Raw genomic sequence first — 21313 nt, 5'->3', positions numbered from 1 at the left:
CCAGCGACGGGCCTGGCCACCCTCAAATGCCCAGGCGCGGAACCAGGAGCCCGAAGGCGAGGATGAACCAGGTGGCGGCAAGGCCCACCGCGAGCAGCAGCACGCCATCCAGTCGGCGCCAGAGGCTGCACGGGCTGCGCCACGCGTGCCAGACGTGGATGACGGCCACGACCATCGCGACCAGCGACACTGCGCCCAGCACCTGCACCCCGCGCACCGCGAGTTGAAACGCGGTGCCGCTCGCTCCGGCATCGGCCCACCAAACCGCCCACGCCCAACCGGCCGCACACGCGAGTGGCACCAGTGCCAGCGCATGCGCACGCTGCGACCAGCGACGCAAGGTACCGGCCGACGTCCCGCGCATAGCCAGGGGCCACGCCAGCGCTGCAAGCATCAGCAGCACCAGCGTCGCCCACAACAGCGGCAGGTTCCAGCGTGCCGAGGCCCATCGCGGCACCGGCAGCCAGACCTCCGGCGGCGCGAGCGAACGCAGCGCGACATGCCGCACGCGGTCGTGATCCAGTGCGACGCCCAGCTGCCCGCGCCCGTTCGCGCCCTGCCAACGGCCCGCGGCGGTTTCGCGCCAATGCCGTACGCCGGGCACCCCGGCCAAGCCATGCGTGGCGATTTCCCCACCCGTGGTGGCGTCGATGCGCACCTGGTCGAACAAGCCGGCGATGGCGCGGAACCCACCGGTCGGCGCACGGCTGGAACGGTAGTCGCCGATCAGCCGCGCCGCATCCGCCGGGGCCGTGGTCGGTTGCACGTGGGCCACACTCGGCCGCGGCGGAAAGTAGCGATCCATGAAGCCGCCGAACAGCGTACCGCCGACCGACCGCGCCTCACGCCCCTCGACGGCAACAAACAACCCGACACTGGCATCGGGCACCAGCGCCCACAACACGCTTTGCGCGGATGTGGCAGCCGCCAGCCCCACGGCCGGCCGGCCGTTGCGGTCGAACCGGCGCAAGCCGAGCGCCATGCCGGGCACGCTCGGCGCAAGCGGCAGTGTCACTCCCTGCATATGCCGCGCGGCCGCGGGCGAGAGCGCCGCGGCGTCGAGCGGGCGATTACCGGGCAGCATGGCGGTGAGGTAATCCGCCATCGCCTGCGCCGTGACCGTGGCCGTGCCGGTTTGCGCATCGAACGCGGCGCCGTGCATGCCGACCGGCACGAAAACATGCTGCGCGATGTAGGTGGCAACGCTTTCGCCCGCGACGTGCGCAACGATGCGTGCCGCCAGCGCTACATCACACGCCGACCACGAGGGTGCCGCGGTTGCCGGTGCCGGCTGCCGTTCGCATGCGGTCGCGGAGTTCGCACCGGGCCCCACGTCGGCAAACCCCGCGGTGTGGGTCAGCAATCGACGCAACGTCACCGTCCTGCCGGCGCGCGACGGCAGCGGGGCGCCGAGATAACGCCCAACGTCCGCGTCGAGATCGACCTTGCCCGCGTCGGCAAGCTGCATCACCGCGGTCCAGACAAAGCCGGCCGAAGCGGTACCCAGCGCGTAGTCCGTCGTCTGCGGATCGGGCACACGCCCATTCGCATCGCGGCCGTAGCCCTTGAGCACGGCCACCTTGCCGCCGGCAACCACCGCCACCGTGGCGGCGTCGATCAAGTGCGCGCGCAACGCTGTCCCCAGCCGCGCGTCCAGCCACACCGCGGCATCGGCGGCCGTCAGCGCATGCCCGCCCAACGGTATCGGCTTGATCGGCGCCGCGTCCGGCAGCGGGTGGATCTCGATCTGCGCACCAGCGGCCATGGCCGCTGCCATGCACCCCACGGCCAGTACCGCACTGATCCACTGCTTCATCCGTTGCACCCGTCCAAGCCGTCCACGCTCCCGACATCGTGCCGCGCCGCGCCCATGCACAGGATGAACAGAACCAGGATTGGGGATTGGGGATTCGGTACAGCGGTTTACGGCGAGTGACAAGATTCTCGCTGGCCGGGCTTCAGCGCAGCCGGCTTTGCGTAAAAGGGGCGTCGGATGAATCCCTGCCCACCGTGGCGCAGAAATGCAAAAAGCCCGCACGGGCGGGCTTTTGCGAGTTTGACGGGCGCGGGACCTCAAAACGGGATGTCGTCATCCTCGAAGCCGCCGTTGTTGGCCGGGGCTGCGGGTGCCGGGGCGTTGCCGCCGCGGGAGGAGCCGCCGTAGCTGCCGGCGCCACCGCCTTGCGGGCGCTCGCGCTGGTAGCTGCCGCCACCTTCACTGCCACCGCCGCCGAGCATCTGCATCTCGTTGGCGATGATGTCGGTGGAGTAGCGCTCCACCCCGTTCTTGTCGGTGTACTTGTCGGTGCGCAGCGAGCCTTCGACGTAGATCTGCCGGCCCTTTTTCAAATATTCGCCGGCGATTTCCGCCAGTCGGCCAAACATCTTGACCCGGTGCCACTCGGTGCGCTCCTGGCGCTCGCCGCTTTGCTTGTCCATGCGGCTCTCGGTGGTGGCGACGCTGAGCGTGCACACCGCCATGCCGCTGGCGGTGTGGCGCATGTCGGGGTCGTTGCCGAGGTTGCCGACGAGGATGACCTTGTTGACGCCACGTGCCATGGGAGTTTCCTTCGGGTGCCGGCAGCAGTCGCGCCGCCGCCTTGATGGGACAAGGCTTCATCTTACCTTGTCGTCACCGCCGCGCACGTCGGCGCAGCGGCCTTTTTGCTGTCGGCGCGGCGGCAGCGGGGGGTTACAGTGGCCAGGTTTCCAGCCGCCACGCGGCGTCCCAGAACATCCACTCGTGGCGGCATGCAGTGAGAAACGCGGCTTGCGCACGCGCCGCCAGCGCCGGGCCGCCTGCTGCCACCGCGCGGTCAGCCAGCTCGCCCGCCCGCCGGCTGGCCGTGGCAAACGCCGGATCGGCGTAGGCGGCGATCCACAACCGGTAAGGATGCGTAGCGGAAGCATGCGGCGCCAGGCGCTCGCCCACATGCTGGTAGATGCGGAAGCACGGCAACAGGCCGGCCACCAACGCCGGGTAGCAGCCCTGGGTGGCAAGCGCCGCAAGGCCGCCGGTATAGGCGGCGCAGGTCGGCGAGACGCCGATACCCGCGGTGTCGGCGATGAACTGCGCGTGCAGCTCGCGCTCCACGCTGATGGCACGTACCGCGCTGCCGGCCCAGAACTCCACCTCGTCGGCATGCGGCGCCTGGCTGGCCGCCAGCGCCAGCACCCGCGCATAGGCGGCGAGGTAGCAGGCGTCCTGCGCCATGTAGTGGCGAAAGCGCTCCATCGCCAGCGTGCCATCGGCGAGGCCGGCAATGAACGGATGCTGCTCGATGGCACCCACGATGGGTGCTGCCGCTTGCCATGCGGTGGCGGTGAAGCTCATGTCCAGCGCGCCTTGCATTCGTGGAAATGGTGTACCGGCCCGTGGCCGTGGCCCACGGCCAGCCCATCGGCGGCGCGCAAGGCGCCATCCAGCCAGTGCTTGGCGGCGGCGATGGTGGCAGGCCAGTCGGCGCAGCGCGGTCGCAAAGCCGCGAGCGCCGAGGACAAGGTGCAGCCGGTGCCGTGGGTATTGGTCGTGGCCACCCGCAGTGAGCGGAAATACCGCACGCCTTCCGGCCCGGCGAGCACGTCGGTGCTTTCGGCCGCGTCCGCCAGATGGCCACCCTTGACCAGCGCGCGCTGTGCGCCGGCGGCAACCAGTGCCTGCGCCTGCGCGGCCATTTCCGCCACGCTGCGCGCGGGCGACGCATCCAGCAGGGCCGCGGCTTCCGGCAGGTTCGGGGTGACCAGCGACGCGCGCGGCAACAAGCGACGCAACGCCCCGATGGCTGCGGGATCGAGCAGGCGGTCGCCGCTGGTGGCCACCATCACCGGGTCGAGCACCACGTGTGCGCAGCGCCGTTCGTCGAGGAAATCACCAACCGCTTGTGCCAGTTCGGCGCTGGCCAGCATGCCGATCTTGATCGCATCCAGGCGGATGTCGGCCACCAGCGTGCGCCACTGTGCGCGCACGAAATCCACCGGGATCGGCAGCACGCCGGTGACGCCGCAGGTGTTCTGCGCGGTGAGCGCAGTGATGACGCTGGTGCCGTAGGCCCCCAGCGCGGAAAACGTCTTGAGGTCGGCCTGGATGCCGGCGCCGCCGCCGGGGTCGCTGCCGGCAATGGTGAGTGCCACGGGCGGTGGATTCATCGGCCAGGCTCCCATGCCTGATGCAATTCGCGCGCCGCTTGCGCGGGGTCGGCGCTGGCGCAGATCGCGCTGACCACGGCAATACCGGCGGCACCGCAGCGGCGCACGAGCGGCGCGCGCACCGCATCGATGCCGCCGATGGCGACGCACGGCCACGGGCTGCGCCGCACGATGGCGGCAAGGGTTTCCGGCCCGGACGGCACCGCCGCATCGCGCTTGGTGGCCTGCGCCCAGATCGGCCCGACGCCGAGATAATCCACGGTGCCGCGCGGCAGGCGCAACGCCGCCGCCACATGATCCACGGTTTGCACCGACAGCCCCAGCCAACGCGCGGGCCCGATGCGCTGGCGCGCCGCGACCGGGTCGAGATCATGCTGGCCGACGTGCGCGCCATCGGCGCCGATCGCGGCCACGAGGTCCACCCGGTCGTCGACGATCAGTGGCACGCCGGTGCCGGCCAGCTCCCGCATCAACGCCTGCCCCAACGCGACGAACCCGGCATCGTCGAGCCGCGCGTCGCGCAACTGCACGGCGCTGACGCCGGCCGCCACCGCTTGCGCCACGGTGGCGACCACGCCACGCGCGCCGCACAGCCGTGCATCGGTCACCAGATAGAGGGACAGGTCGAGCGCACCGCGCGGCGCCATCGACGCGGTGGCGCTCACGGCTGGCGCAGCTGGTCGGCCAGCGCCTGTGGTGGCAGCGCGTGCAACTGGTCGATCAGGGCCACGGCGAAACTGCCCGGCCCTGCGGTCTGTGCCGCCGCCCGTTCGGCCGCCACGTTCAACAACGTGGTGGCGGCCGCCGCCGCCAGCAGCGGATCGGGCACCACCGCCGCAAACGCGGCCATCAACGCGCCCAGCGCGCAGCCGGCGCCGGTGATGCGGGTGAGCAGTGGGTGGCCGTTGGCGAGGCGCACGATACGTCGGCTATCGGTGAGCACGTCCACCTCGCCACTGACCGCCACCACCGTTGCATGCTGCGTGGCCAGCGCCACTGCGGCATCCACCGCCTGCTCGGCTCCCACCAGCGAATCCACCCCGCGCCCACCGGCGCCGCCGGCAAGCGCGATGATCTCCGATGCATTGCCGCGGATGATCGCCGGGTGCTGCCCAGCCAGCAGTTCCCGGGCAATGCCGGTGCGCCACCCCAGCACGCCGGCCGCGACCGGGTCGAGCACCCACGGCACGCCGGCTGCATGGGCGCTGGATGCCGCGCTGGCCATCGCCCGCGCGGTATCTGGATACGGCGTGCCGAGGTTGACCAGCACGCCACCGGCCAGCCGCGCAAAAGCGGCCGCTTCGTCCGGGTTGTCCACCATCGCCGGGCTGGCGCCGGCGGCCAGCAACGCGTTGGCAGTGAAATTCGCCACCACGATGTTGGTCAGGCATTGCACCAGCGGCGAGCGCTCGCGCAACTGCGTGAGCGCATCCGCCACCGCCTCGTGCGCCACGGGGCTCACTGCGAATCTGGGCATGTGACGTCCCTTCGCTAGTACGGTCTAGATCAGGTTCGACGGGTGTGATCTCAGCCCCGGCTTGCGCCCAAGGCACCCCGCGTCTGCCGTGCAGGGTAACCGCCCGGCGCGGCGATTGCCAAGCCGGCGCAGCGGTCTGCCGTCCGGATTCCCTATAATTGTCGGTTGACGACCAGCCCCGCGCCCATGAATTCGATCCCCGCCGAAACGCCCCGCCCGCCCGATTTCGCTGCCGTACGGGCGCTTGCCGACCCCGACATGCGACGCATCGACGCCTTGATCCGCGCCCGTCTGGCCTCGCACGTGGTGCTGATCAACCAGATCGCCGACCACATCATCAGCAGCGGCGGCAAGCGCCTGCGCCCGATGCTGCATGCGCTCGCGGCGCGCGCGGCGGGCTATCGCGGCGACCAGCACATCAAGCTCGCGGCGGTGATCGAGTTCATCCACACCTCCACCCTGCTGCACGACGACGTGGTCGACGAGTCGGGCCTGCGTCGCGGCAAGCAGACGGCCAACGCGCTGTGGGGCAACGCGGCCAGCGTGCTGGTGGGCGATTTCCTCTACTCGCGCTCGTTCCAGCTGATGGTGGAGCTGGACGACATGCGCGTGATGCGCATCCTCGCCGACACCACCAACACCATCGCCGAGGGCGAGGTGCTGCAGTTACTCAACATCGGCAATGCCGACGTGGACGAAGCGGCGTATCTCGCGGTGATCGAGCGCAAGACCGCGGTGCTGTTTGCCGCTGCCACCGAGCTGGGCGGCCTGCTGGGCAACCTGCCCGAGGATCAGCTCGCCGCACTGCGCCACTTCGGCATGGAGCTCGGCTACGCGTTCCAGATCGCCGACGACCTGCTCGACTACACCGGCGATGCCGCCACGCTCGGCAAGAACATCGGCGACGACCTCGCCGAAGGCAAGCCGACGCTGCCGCTGATCTACACGCTCGAACGCGCCAACGCGAACGAAGCCAGCGCCCTGCGCGAGGCGATCAGGCGCGGCGGGCTCGATTCGCTCGACCACGTGATCCACGAGATCCGCCACTCCGGTGCACTCGAACGCACGCACCAGTGCGCGCTTGCCCACGCGCTGGCTGCGCACAAGGCGCTGGCCGCGCTGCCGGCCTCGCCCTGGCGCGACGCGCTGGCGACGCTGGCCGACTACTCGGTGCAGCGCAATTCCTGATGAACCCGCACGATTTGCCCGCGCCCGCGGATGCGCAAGCGCCCACCGAAACCCTGTACGCCGGGCGCTGGCTGCGCCTGTGCAAGCGCGGCCGCTGGGAATACGCCGAACGCACCAACCCTGCAGGCGCGGCGATCATCATCGCGGTGACGCCGGCCGACAAGGTGCTGTTTGTCGAGCAATACCGGGTACCGATCTGCGCCCGCACGATCGAGATGCCCGCGGGGTTGGTGGGTGACCTCGCGGGGCATGAAACTGAAGGCATCCTCCTGGCGGCAAGCCGCGAGCTGGAAGAGGAAACCGGCTGGCGCTGCGCACACGTGGAGCTCCTGCACCAAGGGCCATCCTCGGCCGGCATGAGCACCGAGATGATCGCCTTTGTGCGCGCATACGACTTACGCAAGGTCGGCGCCGGCGGTGGCGACGAAACCGAAAACATCGTGGTGCACGAAGTACCGCGCGCGGAAGCGGGCGCGTGGCTCTTCGCCCGCGCCGCCGAAGGCTATTCGATCGACCCCAAGCTGTTTGCCGGCCTGTGGCTGCTGGAGCACGGCGCGCCGGCCACGTGAATCACCCGACGCGCGACGCGCGCCACCGCCAGCCAAGCAAGACGGCGCCAGCCAGCGCCAGCACGATCCATGCGAGCGCGATGCCGACACTCGCCCCCAGCCACGGCACTACCGCAAACGCGCCCCACGCGAGCAAGCCGCCACCGACCGCAAGCCGCGCATCCGGACGCGCACCGGCACGCCAGCCCACGAACGCCGCGCCTGCCACGGCAAGCAGCAGCGCCAGCAGACGCCGCAGCCACGGCACGGATGGTGCCCCCGCCATGTCGGGGCGCATCTCCAGCAGCGAGCTGTCGCCCACGTTGACCTCGTAGCCCACGCCGTTGGCGGCGTTCGGCACGGCCACCAGCTGCTCGCCGACCACCCGTGCGAGGACGCTCACCTCCTGCGCCGGCACCGCTGTCCAGCTCACGCGCAAATCGCCCAGCCCCGGTGCCCCGGGATGGCTGCTGGTGACCAGCGCGCCGGCATGGGCAACGAACGTGGCCGCCATGTTCGCCGGCAGCGCGTGCGTATCGACCGGAACCGGCTCGCTGCCCGGCAGGGCGCGCACCAGGGCGGCATTCAGCACATACGGCCCAAGCATGACCTTGCTGGCAAGGAACTGCGCGCGCGCAAGCGGAAACATGCCAGGGTTGTGGTGCCCGGCCGGCTGCTGGAAACGACTGGAATCCTGCGGTGTGTCGGCCCAATCAAGCTCGTAGGTGGTTTGGTTGCCGAGCTTGAGCTCGCGCCACTGGAACATGGCTACATGGCGCGTCAGCACTGGCGTTGCCACCTGCTGGCCGAAGTCCGCGTCGTACGGCGATTCGACCACGCGCGGGGCGCCAACGAGGTGCACCATGCGGCCTTCGAGCCCGCTGCGCGCATCCAGCGCGTGGCCGAGATCGACCACCTCGCCGCCGTGCTGCGCCAGCACCGTGCGATATGCCACCACGGCACGCTCGGTACCCAGCACAAGCAAGGCGCCAAGCACCAGCAGCACGCCGCCGCCGATGCGGATCAGCCGGCGGCGCAATTGGGTGCCAAGCGTGACGGAGCGCAAGGCCATGCTGCCCTCATTCCACCTTGCCCAAGCCATCGTGATGGCGTGGATCGCTGGCGGCGTCGAGCTGGTTGCCGCGGTGGTTCCAGGTGACCACGTTCATGAAGCCCCACGGTTCGCGCGGCTTGAGCGTGTAGCCCATCGCCTTGAGCCTGGCGCTGGTGGCGGCGTCGAACACGCCATCCTCGACGTAGACCACATCGGGCAGGAACTGATGGTGGTAGCGCTTGTCGGCCACGATCTGCTGCGCGCCCTGGCCATCGATGAAATGCATGATGCCTTCGAACACCTGGGTGATGATGGTGGAACCGCCGGGCGAGCCGATCACCGCGCTGCGATCCTTGCCGATGACGATGGTCGGCGACATCGAGGAGAGCATGCGCTTGCCACCCTTCGGCGCGTTGGCCTTGCTGCCCAAGAGGCCGTACACGTTGGGCTGGTCCGGCACCAGCGCGAAGTCATCCATCTCGTCGTTCAGCAGCACGCCGGTGCCCTTGGCGACAAACGTGGAGCCAAGGATGTAGTTCACGGTGGACGTGATGCCCACCATGTTGCCGTCCTTGTCGATGATGGAGAAATGCGTGGTGTGCTGGCCCGGCTCGTGCACCGACTCGTGCGGCAGCATGTCCGACGGCGTGGCGCGGTCTTTCAGGATGCTCTGGCGCAGGCCGTCGGCGTAGTACGGCGACAGCAGCATCGCCAGCGGCATCTGCACGAAATCGGGGTCGCCCAGATAATCGTTGTGATCGCGGTAGGCGCGGCGCATCGCCTCGATTTCGTAATGCGCACGCGTGGCCGGATCCATCTTCGTCAGGTCGTAGCCGCGCAGGATGTTGAGCATCTCGGCGATCGCCACGCCGCCGGAAGACGGCGGCGGCGCAGTGACGATGCGGTAGCCGCGGTAGTCCACGCTGATCGGCGTGCGCTCCTTCGCGCGGTAGTTGCCCAGGTCGGCGAGCGTCCAGTTGCCGCCGGCCGCGCGAACGGCAGCGACCAGCTTGTTTGCCACTTCGCCCTGGTAGAAGCCGGCGTTGCCATCCTTCGCCAGAAGCTCCAGCGTGCGCGCCTGCTCGGGGTCGCGCCAGATTTCGCCAGCCGCCGGCACTTTGCCGCCCGGCAGGAATTTCGCCACCGAGGCCGGCCAGCGTTCGAGGTTCTTCTGCTCCCTGGCGATCGAGCGCAGCAGGCGCGGCGCAGGCTTGAAGCCCTCCTTCGCCAGCTTGATCGCCGGCGCCAGCGATACCGCCAGCGGCAGCTTGCCGTAACGTTCGGCCAGCAGCACCAACCCGGCCGGCTCGCCAGGGATGCCGGCGGACAGCGGGCCTTTCAGCGCGGTGTCGCGGTTGGGTGTGCCGTCGGGGTTCAAGTAATCCTTGGAATTCACCGCCATCGGTGCGGTTTCGCGCGCGTCGATGAACACGTTGCGGCCGCCCTTCGCCAGATGCAGCGTGGCCATGAAGCCACCGCCGATGCCTGAGCTTTCCGGCTCCACCACGGACAACGCCGCCGCCACTGCCACCGCCGCATCGAACGCGTTGCCACCCTTGGCCAGCACGGCAAAGCCGGCATCGGTGGCGTAGTTGCTCGCGCTGGCAATACCGGCATGCCCGGGGGCCGCTGCCTGCGCCGGTGTGGCCGGCTCGGCGGCCCACGCAGCACCACCGGCAAGCAGAAAGCCGCACAGCAGGGCGCGGACGTGCAGGGAGAAGTTCATGTGGTGTGCCTCTCGCCCGTCAAACGGACGTACGTGATAGCGAAAGGCGCCCACCCGAGGGGACGCCGGCGGAGCGGCAAATCCGCCCCGCCACCGCCCAACTTACATCTGGACGAAGCGATAGGTGGCGCCGGTCGTCTTGATCGCATCACCCACGCGCTGTTCGTCGGCCTTGTCGCCAATGAACAGCACGATCACGCCCTTGAACGTGCCCGCCTGGGCATCCTTGAACGCGGCAGCCACGAGATCAGCCGTGGTCGCCGACACCGGGCCGGCAAACGCCAGGAGGTTGCCCGGCGTGACGCCGCGCGCCACGGTGTCTTCCACATTCGACAGCTGGCGATCGTTCATCGCCTTGTCGTCGTCGGTCTGGCCCGGGGTGACGAAGTACACGTACGGCTGCTGCGCCGCCATGCCCTGCAGATTCTTCTGGATCAGTGGCCCGAGGTACGCCTGCCAGCCCTTGGTGTCGGTGACGCTGGTCGGCTTGGTCGGCGCGGCGGTCTGTTGCGTGGAGGCCTGATCCTCCTGGGGAGCCTGCTTGGAACAACCACCCAGCGCGAGGCCGGCAGTCAGTGCGATGGCAGCAACGAAAACGAACTTACGCATGGTGGTCACCTTCTGGTTCGGGTTTGGAATGGTCGCCAGCGCGGCCGTTGTGCCAACGCTGACGCATGGCCTGTTGCACCGCCGGGTGCACGAAACTGGAAATGTCGCCGCCAAGGCGACCAATTTCGCGCACCAGCGAAGAGGAAATGAAGCTGTATTGCTCGGCCGGCGTCAGAAACAGCGTTTCGACCTGCGGGATCAGGTGCCGGTTCATGCTGGCAAGCTGGAACTCGTACTCGAAATCGGACACCGCGCGCAGCCCGCGCAACAGTACGCCGGCTCCGGCCTCGGTGACGAAATCCGCCAGGAGGCAGTCGAAGCCGCGAACTTCGACGTTGCGCAAATCGGCCAGCGCCAACCGCGCCAACGTAATGCGGTCGGCCAAGCTGAACGCCGGATTCTTGCTGGAGCTCTCCGCCACCGCCACCACGACATGATCGAACAGCGGCGCCGCGCGTGACACCAGGTCGGCATGGCCGTTGGTTATCGGATCGAAGGTGCCGGGGTAGACAGCCAGACGAGGGTTGCCGGGGGTTGTGTTCACAGGCAGGCGGTGCGGCGGAATGTCATCTTAGCTTAGCAGGGTGTGCGCGCCGGCTCGCGCCGGTACACGGCGTAGCGCACCTCGCCGGCCACGCCCTCGCGGTGGCACGCCCAGCCGGCCGGCAGCGCTGGTGCCGCGGCGCGCGGACACTCGACGTAAACCCACGCCTGCGCGGTCAGCCAGCCGGCTTCGAGCGCACCCGCCAGCTCGCTCCACAAGTCGAGCGCAAACGGCGGGTCGAGAAACGCGAGGTCATGCGCCCGTGGCGCACCGCGCAAAAACGCCTGCGCGCTGCTGGTCGTCACCTCGCCGCCAGCCGTCTTGAGGCGCGCCAAGTTTGCCCGCAACGCTGCGGCCGCCCGCGCATCCGGCTCGACAAACCGCACCTGCGCCGCACCACGCGACAATGCCTCGATGCCCAGCGCGCCGGTGCCAGCGCACAGATCAAGCACACGCGCACCGTGGATGACCGGCGCCAGCCAGTTGAACAAGGTCTCGCGCACGCGCTCCGGCGTGGGCCGCAGGCCGGGCAACTCCGGCACTGCAAGGCGTGAATTGCGCAGGCTGCCGCCAATGATGCGCACGCGGCCGGGATGGCTGCTCACGACGTCCGATGCGGCTCAGGGGCCGGTACATATGAGGGTGTTAGCATGCCGTCATTGTCCTTGAAACGGCCCTGCGATGCTCAGCTTCTGGAAGAAAAAGCCCGCCGAACCGCCTGCTGAGCCGGCGCCGCAAGCGACACTGGAAGCCCCGGTCGCGGCGCCGCAGGAACCACCGTCCGCAGCCAAGCGCAGCTGGCGTGAACGCCTCGCTGCCAGCACCCTCGGACGCGGGCTGGGCACCCTGTTTCAGCACAACCCCAAGCTCGACGACGACCTGCTCGACGAGCTCGAAACCACTTTGCTCACCGCCGATGTCGGTGTTGCCGCCAGCAGTGCGCTGGTGGATGACCTGCGCAAGCGCATGCACGCGCGCGAGTTTGCCGACGCAGCCGCGCTGCGCCATGCGCTGCGCGCCGCATTGATCGCCCAGCTCAAGCCGGTCGAGCAGCCGCTGTCCCCCACCGGACGCCAACCATTCGTCGTGCTGACCGTGGGCATCAACGGCGTTGGCAAGACCACCACCATCGGCAAACTCGCACGCCGCTGGCACGACGCGGGCATGCAGGTGTTGCTTGCTGCTGGCGACACCTTTCGCGCGGCCGCCGTGGAGCAACTCAAGGCATGGGGCGAGCGCAACGCGGTGCCGGTCATCTCGCAAGGCCAGGACGCCGACGCCGCCAGCGTCATCTTCGATGCTGTGCAGGCCGCCCGCTCGCGCCAGGCCGATGTGCTGATCGCCGACACCGCGGGTCGTCTGCACACCCAGGGCGGGCTGATGGACGAGCTCGGCAAGATCGCCCGCGTGCTGAAAAAGCTCGACCCCGACGCGCCGCACGAGGTACTGATGGTGATCGACGGTACCACCGGCCAGAACGCGGTGAACCAAGTGCGCCAGTTCCGCCAGATCGTGGGCGTCACCGGGTTGGTCGTCACCAAGCTCGACGGTACCGCCAAGGGCGGCGTGGTGTTTGCGCTCGCCCGTGAGTTCGGCTTGCCGATCCGCTTCGTCGGGCTCGGCGAAACCGCCACCGACCTGCGCACGTTCGACGCCACTGCCTTCGTCGACGGCATCCTGCCTGGCGCCGCCGATCATGGCTGAGCACGTGGCGGTCCGGAGCTGACATGCCGCACGGATGGCGCCGCCTGCTGATTGCGACCGGCACCGTGCTGCTGGCGGCACTGCTCGTATCGGCGGTCACCGTATACCTGTTGCTGCGACCTGACCGTTTCACCGCGTTGTTGCAGGACCAAGCGCAAAAAGCCGGCCTCACGCTGAACCTCGCCAGCCCGGCCAGCCCCACGCTGTTCCCGCGGCCGGCGCTCGAGCTCAGTGGCATCACGCTCAGTGCCGATGGTACCGACACCCCGCTGCTGCTGGCGGCGCGCGGACGACTCACCTTGCCGTGGCGCACCGTGTTCGGCGGCCCGCCAGCCATCACCCAGATGGAAGTGGATGCACCGCGCGTCGATCTCGACGCGTTGCAGGCGTGGCTGACCGCGCTGCACCTGCAAAATTCCACCGTCGCACCTACCATCCCGCGCATCGACACCGGCATCCGCATCGAACATGGCAGTTTCGTGCGCGGCGATCGCGTGCTGCTCAACAACGTGATGCTGGTTACCGGCAGTCTGGCGCCGGACGAACCGTTTCCGCTCGACCTGTCGGCCACCACCCCCAGTGGCGCGCCGCTGCAATTGCGCCTCGTCGCCACTCCGCATTTGCGCGGCAACGCGCTGCTGCTCGACAACATCGAGATCCACGCGGCGCAAGGCCACGGCACCACCCTTGGCCTGACTGGCAATGCGCGCTGGCACGGTGCGGCCGATGCCGCCGCCCAGCTCGGCGGCAAGCTCGATCAGGCCGACTCCGGCAGCTATACCGTGGCGCTGACACTGGCCCCGGCCGATCAAACCCAACCCCTGCTGCTGCACCTTCGGCTCGACGGCCCCGGCAACCACGCCGACCTGCGCTTGCCGCCACTTGCGCTGGCCCGCTGGTGGAATGGACTGAACGCGCCTGGCGAATCATCCGGCCCAACCCAACCCAGCGTGCCGCCGGCCAGTGGATCACTGCAGGTGGCCAAGTGGCAGTTGGGCAGCGTCAGCATCGAAGGGCTCAGCGTGCAGAGTGATGGCGAGGGGCCGGCCACTTCGGCGTCAGTCTCCGCGCCTGCGACCGATACGCCGCAGTGAACCGCTTTGCTGATGTGTTGCTGGCCTGGTTCGACCGCCACGGTCGCCACGACTTGCCGTGGCAGCACCCGCGCGACGCCTACCGCGTGTGGGTTTCCGAGATCATGCTGCAGCAGACCCAGGTAGCCACCGTAACCGGCTATTTCCAGCGCTTTATCGCCGCGCTGCCCAACCTGCCGGCATTGGCTGCGGCGTCGGAGGACGAGGTGTTCGCGTTGTGGTCGGGACTGGGCTATTACCGCCGGGCGCGGTTCCTGCACCAATCGGCGCAGCTTTGCGTCGAACGCCACAGTGGCCGGCTGCCACACGACTTCGCGGCGCTGGCGGCCCTGCCCGGCATCGGTCGATCCACCGCCGGTGCCATCCTTGCGCAGGCCTGCGGGCAGCGCGTCCCCATCCTCGATGGCAACGTCAAGCGCGTGCTGGCGCGCTATCACGGCATCCACGGCTACCCGGGCGAGCGCGCCGTCGAACTGGCCTTGTGGCAACACGCCGACGAGCACACGCCCGCCGCGCGCGTCGCCGACTACACCCAGGCGATCATGGATCTCGGTGCAACGGTCTGCACCCGCACCAAGCCCGACTGCGCCACCTGCCCACTCGCCCCGCACTGCGTCGCTCTCCGCGACGGACTCGTCGACGCGCTGCCCACGCGCAAACCCGGCAAGGCGCTGCCCACGCGGGAAACCCTGATGCTGGTGCTGCGCGACCACGGCGGCCGCGTACTGCTCCAGCGCCGTGGCCCTCAAGGCGTTTGGGCTGGCCTGTGGAGCTTGCCGGAGGCCGCTGACGCCAAGGCCGCCGCGCACGCAGCCGCCGGCCTGGCCCGCGTTGCCGATGCGCTCGCCCTGCCCGCGTTCACCCACGTATTCACCCACTATCGCCTGCACGTGACGCCATGGCTCTACGCGCACGCGATGCCCACGGCCACCGTGGCCGACGCGCCGGATCTGCGCTGGTGCGATGCTGAAGCCATTGCCGCACTCGGCCTGCCCACGCCCGTGCGCCGCCTCCTGCTGCACATCAACGACATCGTGTGACAACTTCGCGCACACTGCGCGTTCGCTTCCGTTCGACTCGACACCCATCACCGCATGAGCCGCATCGTCCACTGCGTCAAGCTCGACATCGACGCCGAAGGCTTCGACTACATCCCATGGCCCGGCGCGCTGGGCGTGCGGCTGTACAACGAGGTTTCGGTGAAGGCCTGGCGCGACTGGCTGGCCCACCAGACCACGCTCATCAACGAATACCGCCTCAACCCGCTGGACGCGAAAGACCGCAAGTACCTCACCGAGCAAATGGAAAAATTCCTGTTCGGCGGCGACTACGACGTGGCTGTCGGCTTCACTCCTCCGATCCGCGACGAAGCCCACAAGGCTTGACGATTCGGCGCACATTCGGTCTAATGCGCGGCTCCACCCGTCATTAGCGAGCCCTTGGCCGCCCATGATCGGCTCCCTTCGGCCGGGTAGCTCAGTTGGTAGAGCAGAGGACTGAAAATCCTCGTGTCGACGGTTCGATTCCGCCCCCGGCCACCAATAAAGACAACGGCTTGCAGCGATGCAGGCCGTTGTCGTTTCAGACACTCATTCCGCTGTTGCCAGTTCGGCGTCCGATTTGCAGAAACGCACGCCGGCCAGTAGCGGCTCGTTGGCGCCTCGAATCACGCAAACTTTCTCACCGGCACCGAAGCTCAGGGTCGCGCCAGTCGAGCGGATCCCTCACCCGCCATCACCGCCCGTCCCGATGCGTGCAGGACATTCGGAAGAAGCACGCCGGTTCATGCGGCTGCGTTGATCACGCCAAGGAAGTCGCGACCGTAGCGCTCGAGTTTGGCAGCGCCGACGCCACTAACTTCGGCAAGCTCGTCGGTGGTGGTCGGGCGCGCACGCAGCATCGCCAACAAGGTTGCGTCGTGGAACACCACGTACGGCGGCACCCCCTGTGCACGGGCGAGATCGGTGCGCAGGCGGCGCAGCGCATTCCATAATGGCTGCTCGTTCGGTTCGACACCGAGGTTGCCGGCTGCAGCCGATTTGGTGCCCTGCCGCCGGTGCGTCGCCCGCGTCGGCTTCGCATCCTCGCGCAGACACACCGCCTGTTTGCCGATCAGCACCGGGCGACTGCTGTCCGTCAGGCGCAACGTACCATAGCCTTGCGCGTCACTCGCCAGGAGGCCGGCCGCAAGCAGTTGCCGGAACACGGAACGCCAGGCGTGTTCGTCCAGCTCCTGGCCGATGCCGAAGGTACTCAGGCGATCATGCCCAAGCTCGCGCATGCGCGCGTTGTCCACCCCACGAAGGATGTCGATCACGTGCCCGGCACCCCAACGCTGCCCACTTCGATACACCGCCGACAGCGCCTTTTGCGCCGGCACCGTCGCATCCCAGGTGCGCGCCGGTTCGACGCAATTGTCACAGTGCCCACAAGGGCCGGCATACGTCTCGCCGAACGCGGCCAACAGCGCCTCGCGGCGGCAGCGCACGGCTTCCGCATAAGCCAGCAGCGATTCGAGTTTCTGGCGTTCGACGCGCTTGCGCTCATCGGCCGATTCGGACTGCGCGATCATCTGGCTGAGGGTGACCACGTCGGACAGCCCGTAGACCATCCATGCTTCCGCCGGCAGCCCATCGCGACCGGCGCGCCCGGTTTCCTGGTAATACGCCTCGATCGAACGCGGCAAATCCAGATGCGCCACAAAGCGGACGTCGGGCTTGTCGATCCCCATGCCAAAGGCCACCGTGGCCACCATCACCACGCCATCCTCGCGCAAAAACCGTTGCTGGTTCGCGGCACGCGTGGCGGCATCGAGCCCGGCGTGATACGGCAGCGCATCGATACCGGACGCAGCGAGCCATGCGGTGGTGTCATCCACCTTCTTGCGGCTCAACGCGTAGACGATACCGGCTTCGCCCTGGTGACCGGCAAGGAACTGCTTGAGTTGCGTTCGCGGGTTATGCCGCAATGCCACCCGATAGGTGATGTTTGGCCGGTCAAAACTCGACACAAACTGGCGCGCCCCGGCCAACGCCAGCCGCTCCACGATCTCGGCACGGGTACGTTCATCCGCAGTCGCCGTAAGCGCAACGCGCGGAATGGTCGGAAAGCGCTCGGCGAGCAACGACAGCCCGCGATACTCCGGGCGAAAGTCGTGTCCCCATTGCGAAACGCAGTGCGCCTCGTCGATGGCGAACAAGGCAATCCTGATGTGGCCAAGCAGGTCAAGGAACCGGGCCGTCAACAGGCGTTCCGGCGCAACGTACAGAAGATCAAGCGCGCCGGCGAGCAATCGACGTTCGACATCTCGCTGCTCGCTGCTGCCGAGGCTTGAGTTGAGGTACTCGGCAGAAACGCCAGCCGAGCGCAACGCGTCGACTTGATCCTGCATCAAGGCGATCAGCGGCGAGACAACGATACCGGTACCGGCCCTGGCCAACGCCGGTATCTGATAACACAGGGACTTGCCGCCGCCAGTTGGCATCAAAACCAGCGCGTCCCCGCCTGCCGCCACGTGTTCCACCACAGCCTGTTGCTGGCCGCGAAAGCTGGAATACCCGAAGACGTTGCGCAATATGTCGATTAACGACGAAGCCATTTGCCCATTTTAACAAAAGGAATCAGCGGGCTCAGGCGCTTCCCACACACCGCACACGGCATAAACGCGAGAGCTGTATCGGTTGGCCGACTACGCGTGGATCGGAGCGCGGTCGGACGAGCGGGAAGGCATCGAGCGCGCCGACCGGACTGCGTCTGCCGCAGCAAACCACCATGCGGGGGGAGGCCGACGCGCACCCGCCGAGGCGGCTACTCGTACGCCGGACTTTCAGTCCGTCCACGGTTCCGCCGGGCAAAGCCGGCATGTTGGCGGAGCTGCCAGTCCCGCGATTCCGTCACCCCTGGCGCAGCAGACGAAAATCACTGCGTCCAGCGCGCCGAGGGGGCGAGCGGATTTCCCTCGCCGCAAAGGAGAACGCCCCCGCAACGAAGTTGCGGAGGCGTTCGGTGTAAGACCCTGGCGGTGACCTACTCTCGCATGCACGAAGCACACTACCATCGGCGCGGCTGCGTTTCACTTCCGAGTTCGGGATGGGATCGGGTGGGGCCACAGCGCTATGGCCGCCAGGGAAGGGGTAGAAGCGGCGCGCAGGCGCCAGCTTCAAGGGGGGTGACAAACGAGTGACAAGCGTCCGGGTTCAAGCGGAGCGCACACGTGGTGAAGGCCACTTGGGGTTATATGGTCAAGCCGCACGGCTCATTAGTACGCGTAAGCTCAATGCATTGCTGCACTTCCACATCGCGCCTATCAACCACCTGGTCTTGATGGTGCCTTAAGGAGAGTCAAGCTCTCGGGAGATCTCATCTTGGGGCGCGCTTCCCGCTTAGATGCTTTCAGCGGTTATCGCATCCGTTCGTAGCTACCGGGCAATGCCATGGGCATGACAACCCGAACACCAGCGGAACGTCCACTCCGGTCCTCTCGTACTAGGAGCAGCCCCCCTCAAATCTCCAACGCCCACGACAGATAGGGACCGAACTGTCTCACGACGTTCTGAACCCAGCTCGCGTACCACTTTAAATGGCGAACAGCCATACCCTTGGGACCGACTACAGCCCCAGGATGTGATGAGCCGACATCGAGGTGCCAAACACCGCCGTCGATATGAACTCTTGGGCGGTATCAGCCTGTTATCCCCGGAGTACCTTTTATCCGTTGAGCGATGGCCCTTCCATACAGAACCACCGGATCACTAAGACCTACTTTCGTACCTGCTTGATCCGTCGATCTTGCAGTCAAGCACGCTTATGCCTTTGCACACAGTGCGCGATGTCCGACCGCGCTGAGCGTACCTTCGTGCTCCTCCGTTACACTTTGGGAGGAGACCGCCCCAGTCAAACTACCCACCATACACGGTCCCTGACCCGGATTACGGGCCGAGGTTAGAACGTCAAGCACTTCAGGGTGGTATTTCAAGGATGGCTCCACGCAAACTGGCGTCTGCGTTTCGTAGCCTCCCACCTATCCTACACAGAAGAACTCAACGTTCAGTGTAAAGCTATAGTAAAGGTTCACGGGGTCTTTCCGTCTTGCCGCGGGAACGCTGCATCTTCACAGCGATTTCAATTTCACTGAGTCTCGGGTGGAGACAGCGCCGCTGTCGTTACGCCATTCGTGCAGGTCGGAACTTACCCGACAAGGAATTTCGCTACCTTAGGACCGTTATAGTTACGGCCGCCGTTTACTGGGGCTTCGATCAAGAGCTTCGCCTTGCGGCTGACCCCATCAATTAACCTTCCAGCACCGGGCAGGCGTCACACCCTATACGTCCACTTTCGTGTTTGCAGAGTGCTGTGTTTTTGGTAAACAGTCGCAGCGGCCAGGTTACTGAGACCCACCGACGCCAAGTCACGCATGTGACCACGCCAATGGGCGCACCTTCTCCCGAAGTTACGGTGCCATTTTGCCTAGTTCCTTCACCCGAGTTCTCTCAAGCGCCTTGGGATTCTCACCCTGCCTACCAGTGTCGGTTTACGGTACGGTTCGGCTGTAGCTGAAGCTTAGTGGCTTTTCCTGGAAGCGTGGTGTCGGTCACTTCGTCCAATAAAGGACTCGTCTCGGTGCTCGGCATAAAGCGCCCCGGATTTGCCAAGGGTGCATGCCTACCGCCTTTCCCCGGGACAACCAACGCCCGGTAGACCTAACCTTCTCCGTCCCCACATCGCACTACAGTCAAGTGCTGGAATATTAACCAGCTTCCCATCGACTACGCATTTCTGCCTCGCCTTAGGGGCCGACTCACCCTGCGCCGATGAACGTTGCGCGAGGAAACCTTGGGCTTTCGGCGGAGGGGCTTTTCACCCCTCTTATCGTTACTCATGTCAGCATTCGCACTTGGGATACCTCCAGCATGCCTTACGACACACCTTCACAGGCTTACCCAACGCTCCTCTACCGCGCACATTGCTGTGCACCCCGAGCTTCGGTGTCTAGCTTAGCCCCGTTAAATCTTCCGCGCAGACCGACTCGACCAGTGAGCTATTACGCTTTCTTTGAAGGATGGCTGCTTCTAAGCCAACCTCCTGGCTGTCTATGCCTTTCCACATCGTTTTCCACTTAGCTAGAACTTGGGGACCTTAGCTGCGGGTCTGGGTTGTTTCCCTTTTCACGACGGACGTTAGCACCCGCCGTGTGTCTCCCGTACAGTCTGTCCTGGTATTCGGAGTTTGCCATGGTTTACTAAGCCGCGATGGCCCGCTAGCCATAACAGTGCTCTACCCCCAGGAAGATACATACGAGGCGCTACCTAAATAGCTTTCGAGGAGAACCAGCTATCTCCGAGTTTGTTTAGCCTTTCACTCCTATCCTCAGCTCATCCCCATCTATTGCAACAGATGTGGGTTCGGTCCTCCAGTGCGTGTTACCGCACCTTCAACCTGGCCAAGGATAGATCACTCGGTTTCGGGTCTACTGCCAGAGACTATGCGCCCTATTCAGACTCGGTTTCCCTTCGCCTCCCCTAGATGGTTAAGCTTGCCACTGACAGTAAGTCGCTGACCCATTATACAAAAGGTACGCAGTCACCCTTGCGGGCTTCCACTGCTTGTACGTATACGGTTTCAGGGTCTATTTCACTCCCCTCTCCGGGGTTCTTTTCGCCTTTCCCTCACGGTACTTGTTCGCTATCGGTCAGTCAGGAGTATTTAGCCTTGGAGGATGGTCCCCCCATGTTCAGACAGGGTTTCTCGTGCCCCGCCCTACTCAATTTCACGCAAGTTGCCCTTTCGCCTACCGGGCTATCACCGTCTATGGCCGGCCTTTCCAGGCCGTTTGACTAGAACAACTCACGCTTTTGGGCTGCTCCCCGTTCGCTCGTCGCTACTGGGGGAATCTCGGTTGATTTCTTTTCCTCCGGGTACTTAGATATTTCAGTTCCCCGGGTTCGCCTCGCACGACTATGAATTCATCGTGCGATACCGCTTGCGCGGTGGGTTTCCCCATTCGGACATTGCCGGATCAAAGCTTGTTGCCAGCTCCCCGACACTTTTCGCAGGCTGCCACGTCCTTCATCGCCTCTGACTGCCAAGGCATCCACCGTATACGCTTGGTCGCTTGACCATATAACCCCAAGTCGCCTCGGGGCCATGTATCAAACCACCTGTTCGTGCCTCAACACGTGTCTCGGTTCGGTTCGAACCAAGACGCTTGTCACTCGTTTGTCATT

At 66.4% G+C, this 21313-nt stretch carries 18 protein-coding genes, 1 tRNA gene, 2 rRNA genes and 1 riboswitch; of the genes, 7 read left to right on the top strand and 14 right to left on the bottom strand.

Going from position 1 to position 21313, the window contains the following annotated elements:
* Window positions 1-22 precede the first annotated feature (22 nt).
* The 6 genes from AC3WP6_RS04090 to thiM form a co-directional block, all read right to left on the bottom strand.
* Window positions 23-1816, bottom strand: coding sequence for a serine hydrolase (locus tag AC3WP6_RS04090; RefSeq protein ID WP_492626518.1), 1794 nt, complete (start codon window positions 1814-1816; stop codon window positions 23-25).
* Between the two features lie 257 nt (window positions 1817-2073).
* Window positions 2074-2559: a single-stranded DNA-binding protein gene (ssb, locus tag AC3WP6_RS04085; protein WP_492626517.1), complete on the bottom strand. Its 486-nt coding sequence runs from the start codon at window positions 2557-2559 to the stop codon at window positions 2074-2076.
* Between the two features lie 133 nt (window positions 2560-2692).
* Window positions 2693-3334, bottom strand: a complete 642-nt coding sequence (locus tag AC3WP6_RS04080; protein WP_492626516.1) for a TenA family protein — start codon at window positions 3332-3334, stop codon at window positions 2693-2695.
* Entirely contained in the window at window positions 3331-4146 is an 816-nt protein-coding gene (gene thiD, locus AC3WP6_RS04075; protein WP_492626515.1) for a bifunctional hydroxymethylpyrimidine kinase/phosphomethylpyrimidine kinase, read from the bottom strand. The genes AC3WP6_RS04080 and thiD overlap by 4 nt, the downstream gene beginning before the upstream one ends.
* Window positions 4143-4811: a thiamine phosphate synthase gene (gene thiE, locus AC3WP6_RS04070; RefSeq protein WP_492626514.1), complete on the bottom strand. Its 669-nt coding sequence runs from the start codon at window positions 4809-4811 to the stop codon at window positions 4143-4145. The genes thiD and thiE overlap by 4 nt, the downstream gene beginning before the upstream one ends.
* Window positions 4808-5623 carry a hydroxyethylthiazole kinase gene (thiM, locus tag AC3WP6_RS04065; RefSeq protein WP_492626513.1) on the bottom strand — a complete coding sequence of 272 codons (816 nt, stop codon included), beginning with the start codon at window positions 5621-5623 and terminating at the stop codon, window positions 4808-4810. The genes thiE and thiM overlap by 4 nt, the downstream gene beginning before the upstream one ends.
* A riboswitch (TPP riboswitch) is annotated at window positions 5613-5713 on the bottom strand. It overlaps the preceding gene by 11 nt.
* 96 nt (window positions 5714-5809) lie before the next feature.
* Between thiM and AC3WP6_RS04060 the strand changes: the two genes are divergently transcribed.
* On the top strand, window positions 5810-6811 hold the full coding sequence (locus tag AC3WP6_RS04060; RefSeq protein WP_492626512.1) for a polyprenyl synthetase family protein: 1002 nt from the start codon (window positions 5810-5812) through the stop codon (window positions 6809-6811).
* The gene (locus tag AC3WP6_RS04055; protein WP_492626511.1) at window positions 6811-7380 is read left to right on the top strand and encodes an NUDIX hydrolase; all 570 of its coding nucleotides are present in this window, start codon (window positions 6811-6813) and stop codon (window positions 7378-7380) included. Before AC3WP6_RS04060 ends, AC3WP6_RS04055 begins: the two co-directional genes overlap by 1 nt.
* A 1-nt stretch (window position 7381) precedes the next feature.
* Here AC3WP6_RS04055 and AC3WP6_RS04050 read toward each other — a convergent pair whose 3' ends face one another.
* From AC3WP6_RS04050 to rsmD, 5 genes are all read right to left on the bottom strand, one after another.
* Entirely contained in the window at window positions 7382-8431 is a 1050-nt protein-coding gene (locus tag AC3WP6_RS04050; protein ID WP_492626510.1) for a TMEM43 family protein, read from the bottom strand.
* 7 nt (window positions 8432-8438) lie between these two features.
* Complete coding sequence (gene ggt / locus AC3WP6_RS04045) at window positions 8439-10139, bottom strand: gamma-glutamyltransferase (RefSeq protein WP_492626509.1); 1701 nt, start codon at window positions 10137-10139, stop codon at window positions 8439-8441.
* 102 nt (window positions 10140-10241) lie between these two features.
* On the bottom strand, window positions 10242-10748 hold the full coding sequence (locus AC3WP6_RS04040) for a hypothetical protein (protein WP_492626508.1): 507 nt from the start codon (window positions 10746-10748) through the stop codon (window positions 10242-10244).
* On the bottom strand, window positions 10741-11292 hold the full coding sequence (gene coaD, locus AC3WP6_RS04035) for a pantetheine-phosphate adenylyltransferase (protein WP_492626507.1): 552 nt from the start codon (window positions 11290-11292) through the stop codon (window positions 10741-10743). The genes AC3WP6_RS04040 and coaD overlap by 8 nt, the downstream gene beginning before the upstream one ends.
* A gap of 32 nt (window positions 11293-11324) precedes the next feature.
* Window positions 11325-11897: a 16S rRNA (guanine(966)-N(2))-methyltransferase RsmD gene (rsmD, locus tag AC3WP6_RS04030; RefSeq protein ID WP_492626506.1), complete on the bottom strand. Its 573-nt coding sequence runs from the start codon at window positions 11895-11897 to the stop codon at window positions 11325-11327.
* A gap of 76 nt (window positions 11898-11973) precedes the next feature.
* Here rsmD and ftsY point away from each other — a divergent pair, with 76 nt between their 5' ends.
* The 5 genes from ftsY to AC3WP6_RS04005 all read left to right on the top strand — a co-directional run bounded on the left by ftsY (window position 11974) and on the right by AC3WP6_RS04005 (window position 15631).
* On the top strand, window positions 11974-12996 hold the full coding sequence (gene ftsY / locus AC3WP6_RS04025) for a signal recognition particle-docking protein FtsY (RefSeq protein WP_492626505.1): 1023 nt from the start codon (window positions 11974-11976) through the stop codon (window positions 12994-12996).
* Window positions 12997-13019: 23 nt separating this feature from the next.
* Window positions 13020-14090 carry an AsmA family protein gene (locus tag AC3WP6_RS04020; RefSeq protein WP_492626504.1) on the top strand — a complete coding sequence of 357 codons (1071 nt, stop codon included), beginning with the start codon at window positions 13020-13022 and terminating at the stop codon, window positions 14088-14090.
* Window positions 14087-15130 carry an A/G-specific adenine glycosylase gene (gene mutY, locus AC3WP6_RS04015; RefSeq protein ID WP_492626503.1) on the top strand — a complete coding sequence of 348 codons (1044 nt, stop codon included), beginning with the start codon at window positions 14087-14089 and terminating at the stop codon, window positions 15128-15130. The genes AC3WP6_RS04020 and mutY overlap by 4 nt, the downstream gene beginning before the upstream one ends.
* Before the next feature lie 54 nt (window positions 15131-15184).
* Window positions 15185-15475: an oxidative damage protection protein gene (locus tag AC3WP6_RS04010; RefSeq protein WP_492626502.1), complete on the top strand. Its 291-nt coding sequence runs from the start codon at window positions 15185-15187 to the stop codon at window positions 15473-15475.
* An 80-nt stretch (window positions 15476-15555) separates the two neighbouring features.
* Window positions 15556-15631, top strand: a tRNA-Phe gene (locus AC3WP6_RS04005).
* Window positions 15632-15873: 242 nt separating this feature from the next.
* Here the strand turns inward: AC3WP6_RS04005 and recQ are convergent.
* From recQ to AC3WP6_RS03990, 3 genes are all read right to left on the bottom strand, one after another.
* On the bottom strand, window positions 15874-17688 hold the full coding sequence (gene recQ / locus AC3WP6_RS04000) for a DNA helicase RecQ (protein WP_492626501.1): 1815 nt from the start codon (window positions 17686-17688) through the stop codon (window positions 15874-15876).
* A 415-nt stretch (window positions 17689-18103) separates the two neighbouring features.
* Window positions 18104-18217: ribosomal RNA gene (gene rrf, locus AC3WP6_RS03995) — 5S ribosomal RNA — on the bottom strand.
* A 110-nt stretch (window positions 18218-18327) separates the two neighbouring features.
* Window positions 18328-21207: ribosomal RNA gene (locus AC3WP6_RS03990) — 23S ribosomal RNA — on the bottom strand.
* Window positions 21208-21313: the final 106 nt, after the last annotated feature.

The sequence above is a fragment of the Rhodanobacter sp. FW106-HT46G03 genome, from assembly GCF_058789895.1.
The sequence above is the reverse complement of the archived record's forward strand: the minus strand, read 5'-3'. Positions and strand labels throughout refer to the sequence as shown.

Excerpts from the sequence above, each read along its gene's own strand:
- thiM (WP_492626513.1), bottom strand. The coding sequence starts at position 5,623 with ATGCCCAGATTCGCAGTGAGCCCCGTGGCGCACGAGGCGGTGGCGGAT.
- ggt (WP_492626509.1), bottom strand. The coding sequence starts at position 10,139 with ATGAACTTCTCCCTGCACGTCCGCGCCCTGCTGTGCGGCTTTCTGCTT.
- AC3WP6_RS04020 (WP_492626504.1), top strand. The coding sequence starts at position 13,020 with ATGCCGCACGGATGGCGCCGCCTGCTGATTGCGACCGGCACCGTGCTG.
- AC3WP6_RS04090 (WP_492626518.1), bottom strand. The coding sequence starts at position 1,816 with ATGAAGCAGTGGATCAGTGCGGTACTGGCCGTGGGGTGCATGGCAGCG.
- AC3WP6_RS04010 (WP_492626502.1), top strand. The coding sequence starts at position 15,185 with ATGAGCCGCATCGTCCACTGCGTCAAGCTCGACATCGACGCCGAAGGC.
- AC3WP6_RS04040 (WP_492626508.1), bottom strand. The coding sequence starts at position 10,748 with ATGCGTAAGTTCGTTTTCGTTGCTGCCATCGCACTGACTGCCGGCCTC.
- AC3WP6_RS04080 (WP_492626516.1), bottom strand. The coding sequence starts at position 3,334 with ATGAGCTTCACCGCCACCGCATGGCAAGCGGCAGCACCCATCGTGGGT.
- AC3WP6_RS04060 (WP_492626512.1), top strand. The coding sequence starts at position 5,810 with ATGAATTCGATCCCCGCCGAAACGCCCCGCCCGCCCGATTTCGCTGCC.
- thiD (WP_492626515.1), bottom strand. The coding sequence starts at position 4,146 with ATGAATCCACCGCCCGTGGCACTCACCATTGCCGGCAGCGACCCCGGC.
- AC3WP6_RS04055 (WP_492626511.1), top strand. The coding sequence starts at position 6,811 with ATGAACCCGCACGATTTGCCCGCGCCCGCGGATGCGCAAGCGCCCACC.
- ssb (WP_492626517.1), bottom strand. The coding sequence starts at position 2,559 with ATGGCACGTGGCGTCAACAAGGTCATCCTCGTCGGCAACCTCGGCAAC.
- recQ (WP_492626501.1), bottom strand. The coding sequence starts at position 17,688 with ATGGCTTCGTCGTTAATCGACATATTGCGCAACGTCTTCGGGTATTCC.
- ftsY (WP_492626505.1), top strand. The coding sequence starts at position 11,974 with ATGCTCAGCTTCTGGAAGAAAAAGCCCGCCGAACCGCCTGCTGAGCCG.
- AC3WP6_RS04050 (WP_492626510.1), bottom strand. The coding sequence starts at position 8,431 with ATGGCCTTGCGCTCCGTCACGCTTGGCACCCAATTGCGCCGCCGGCTG.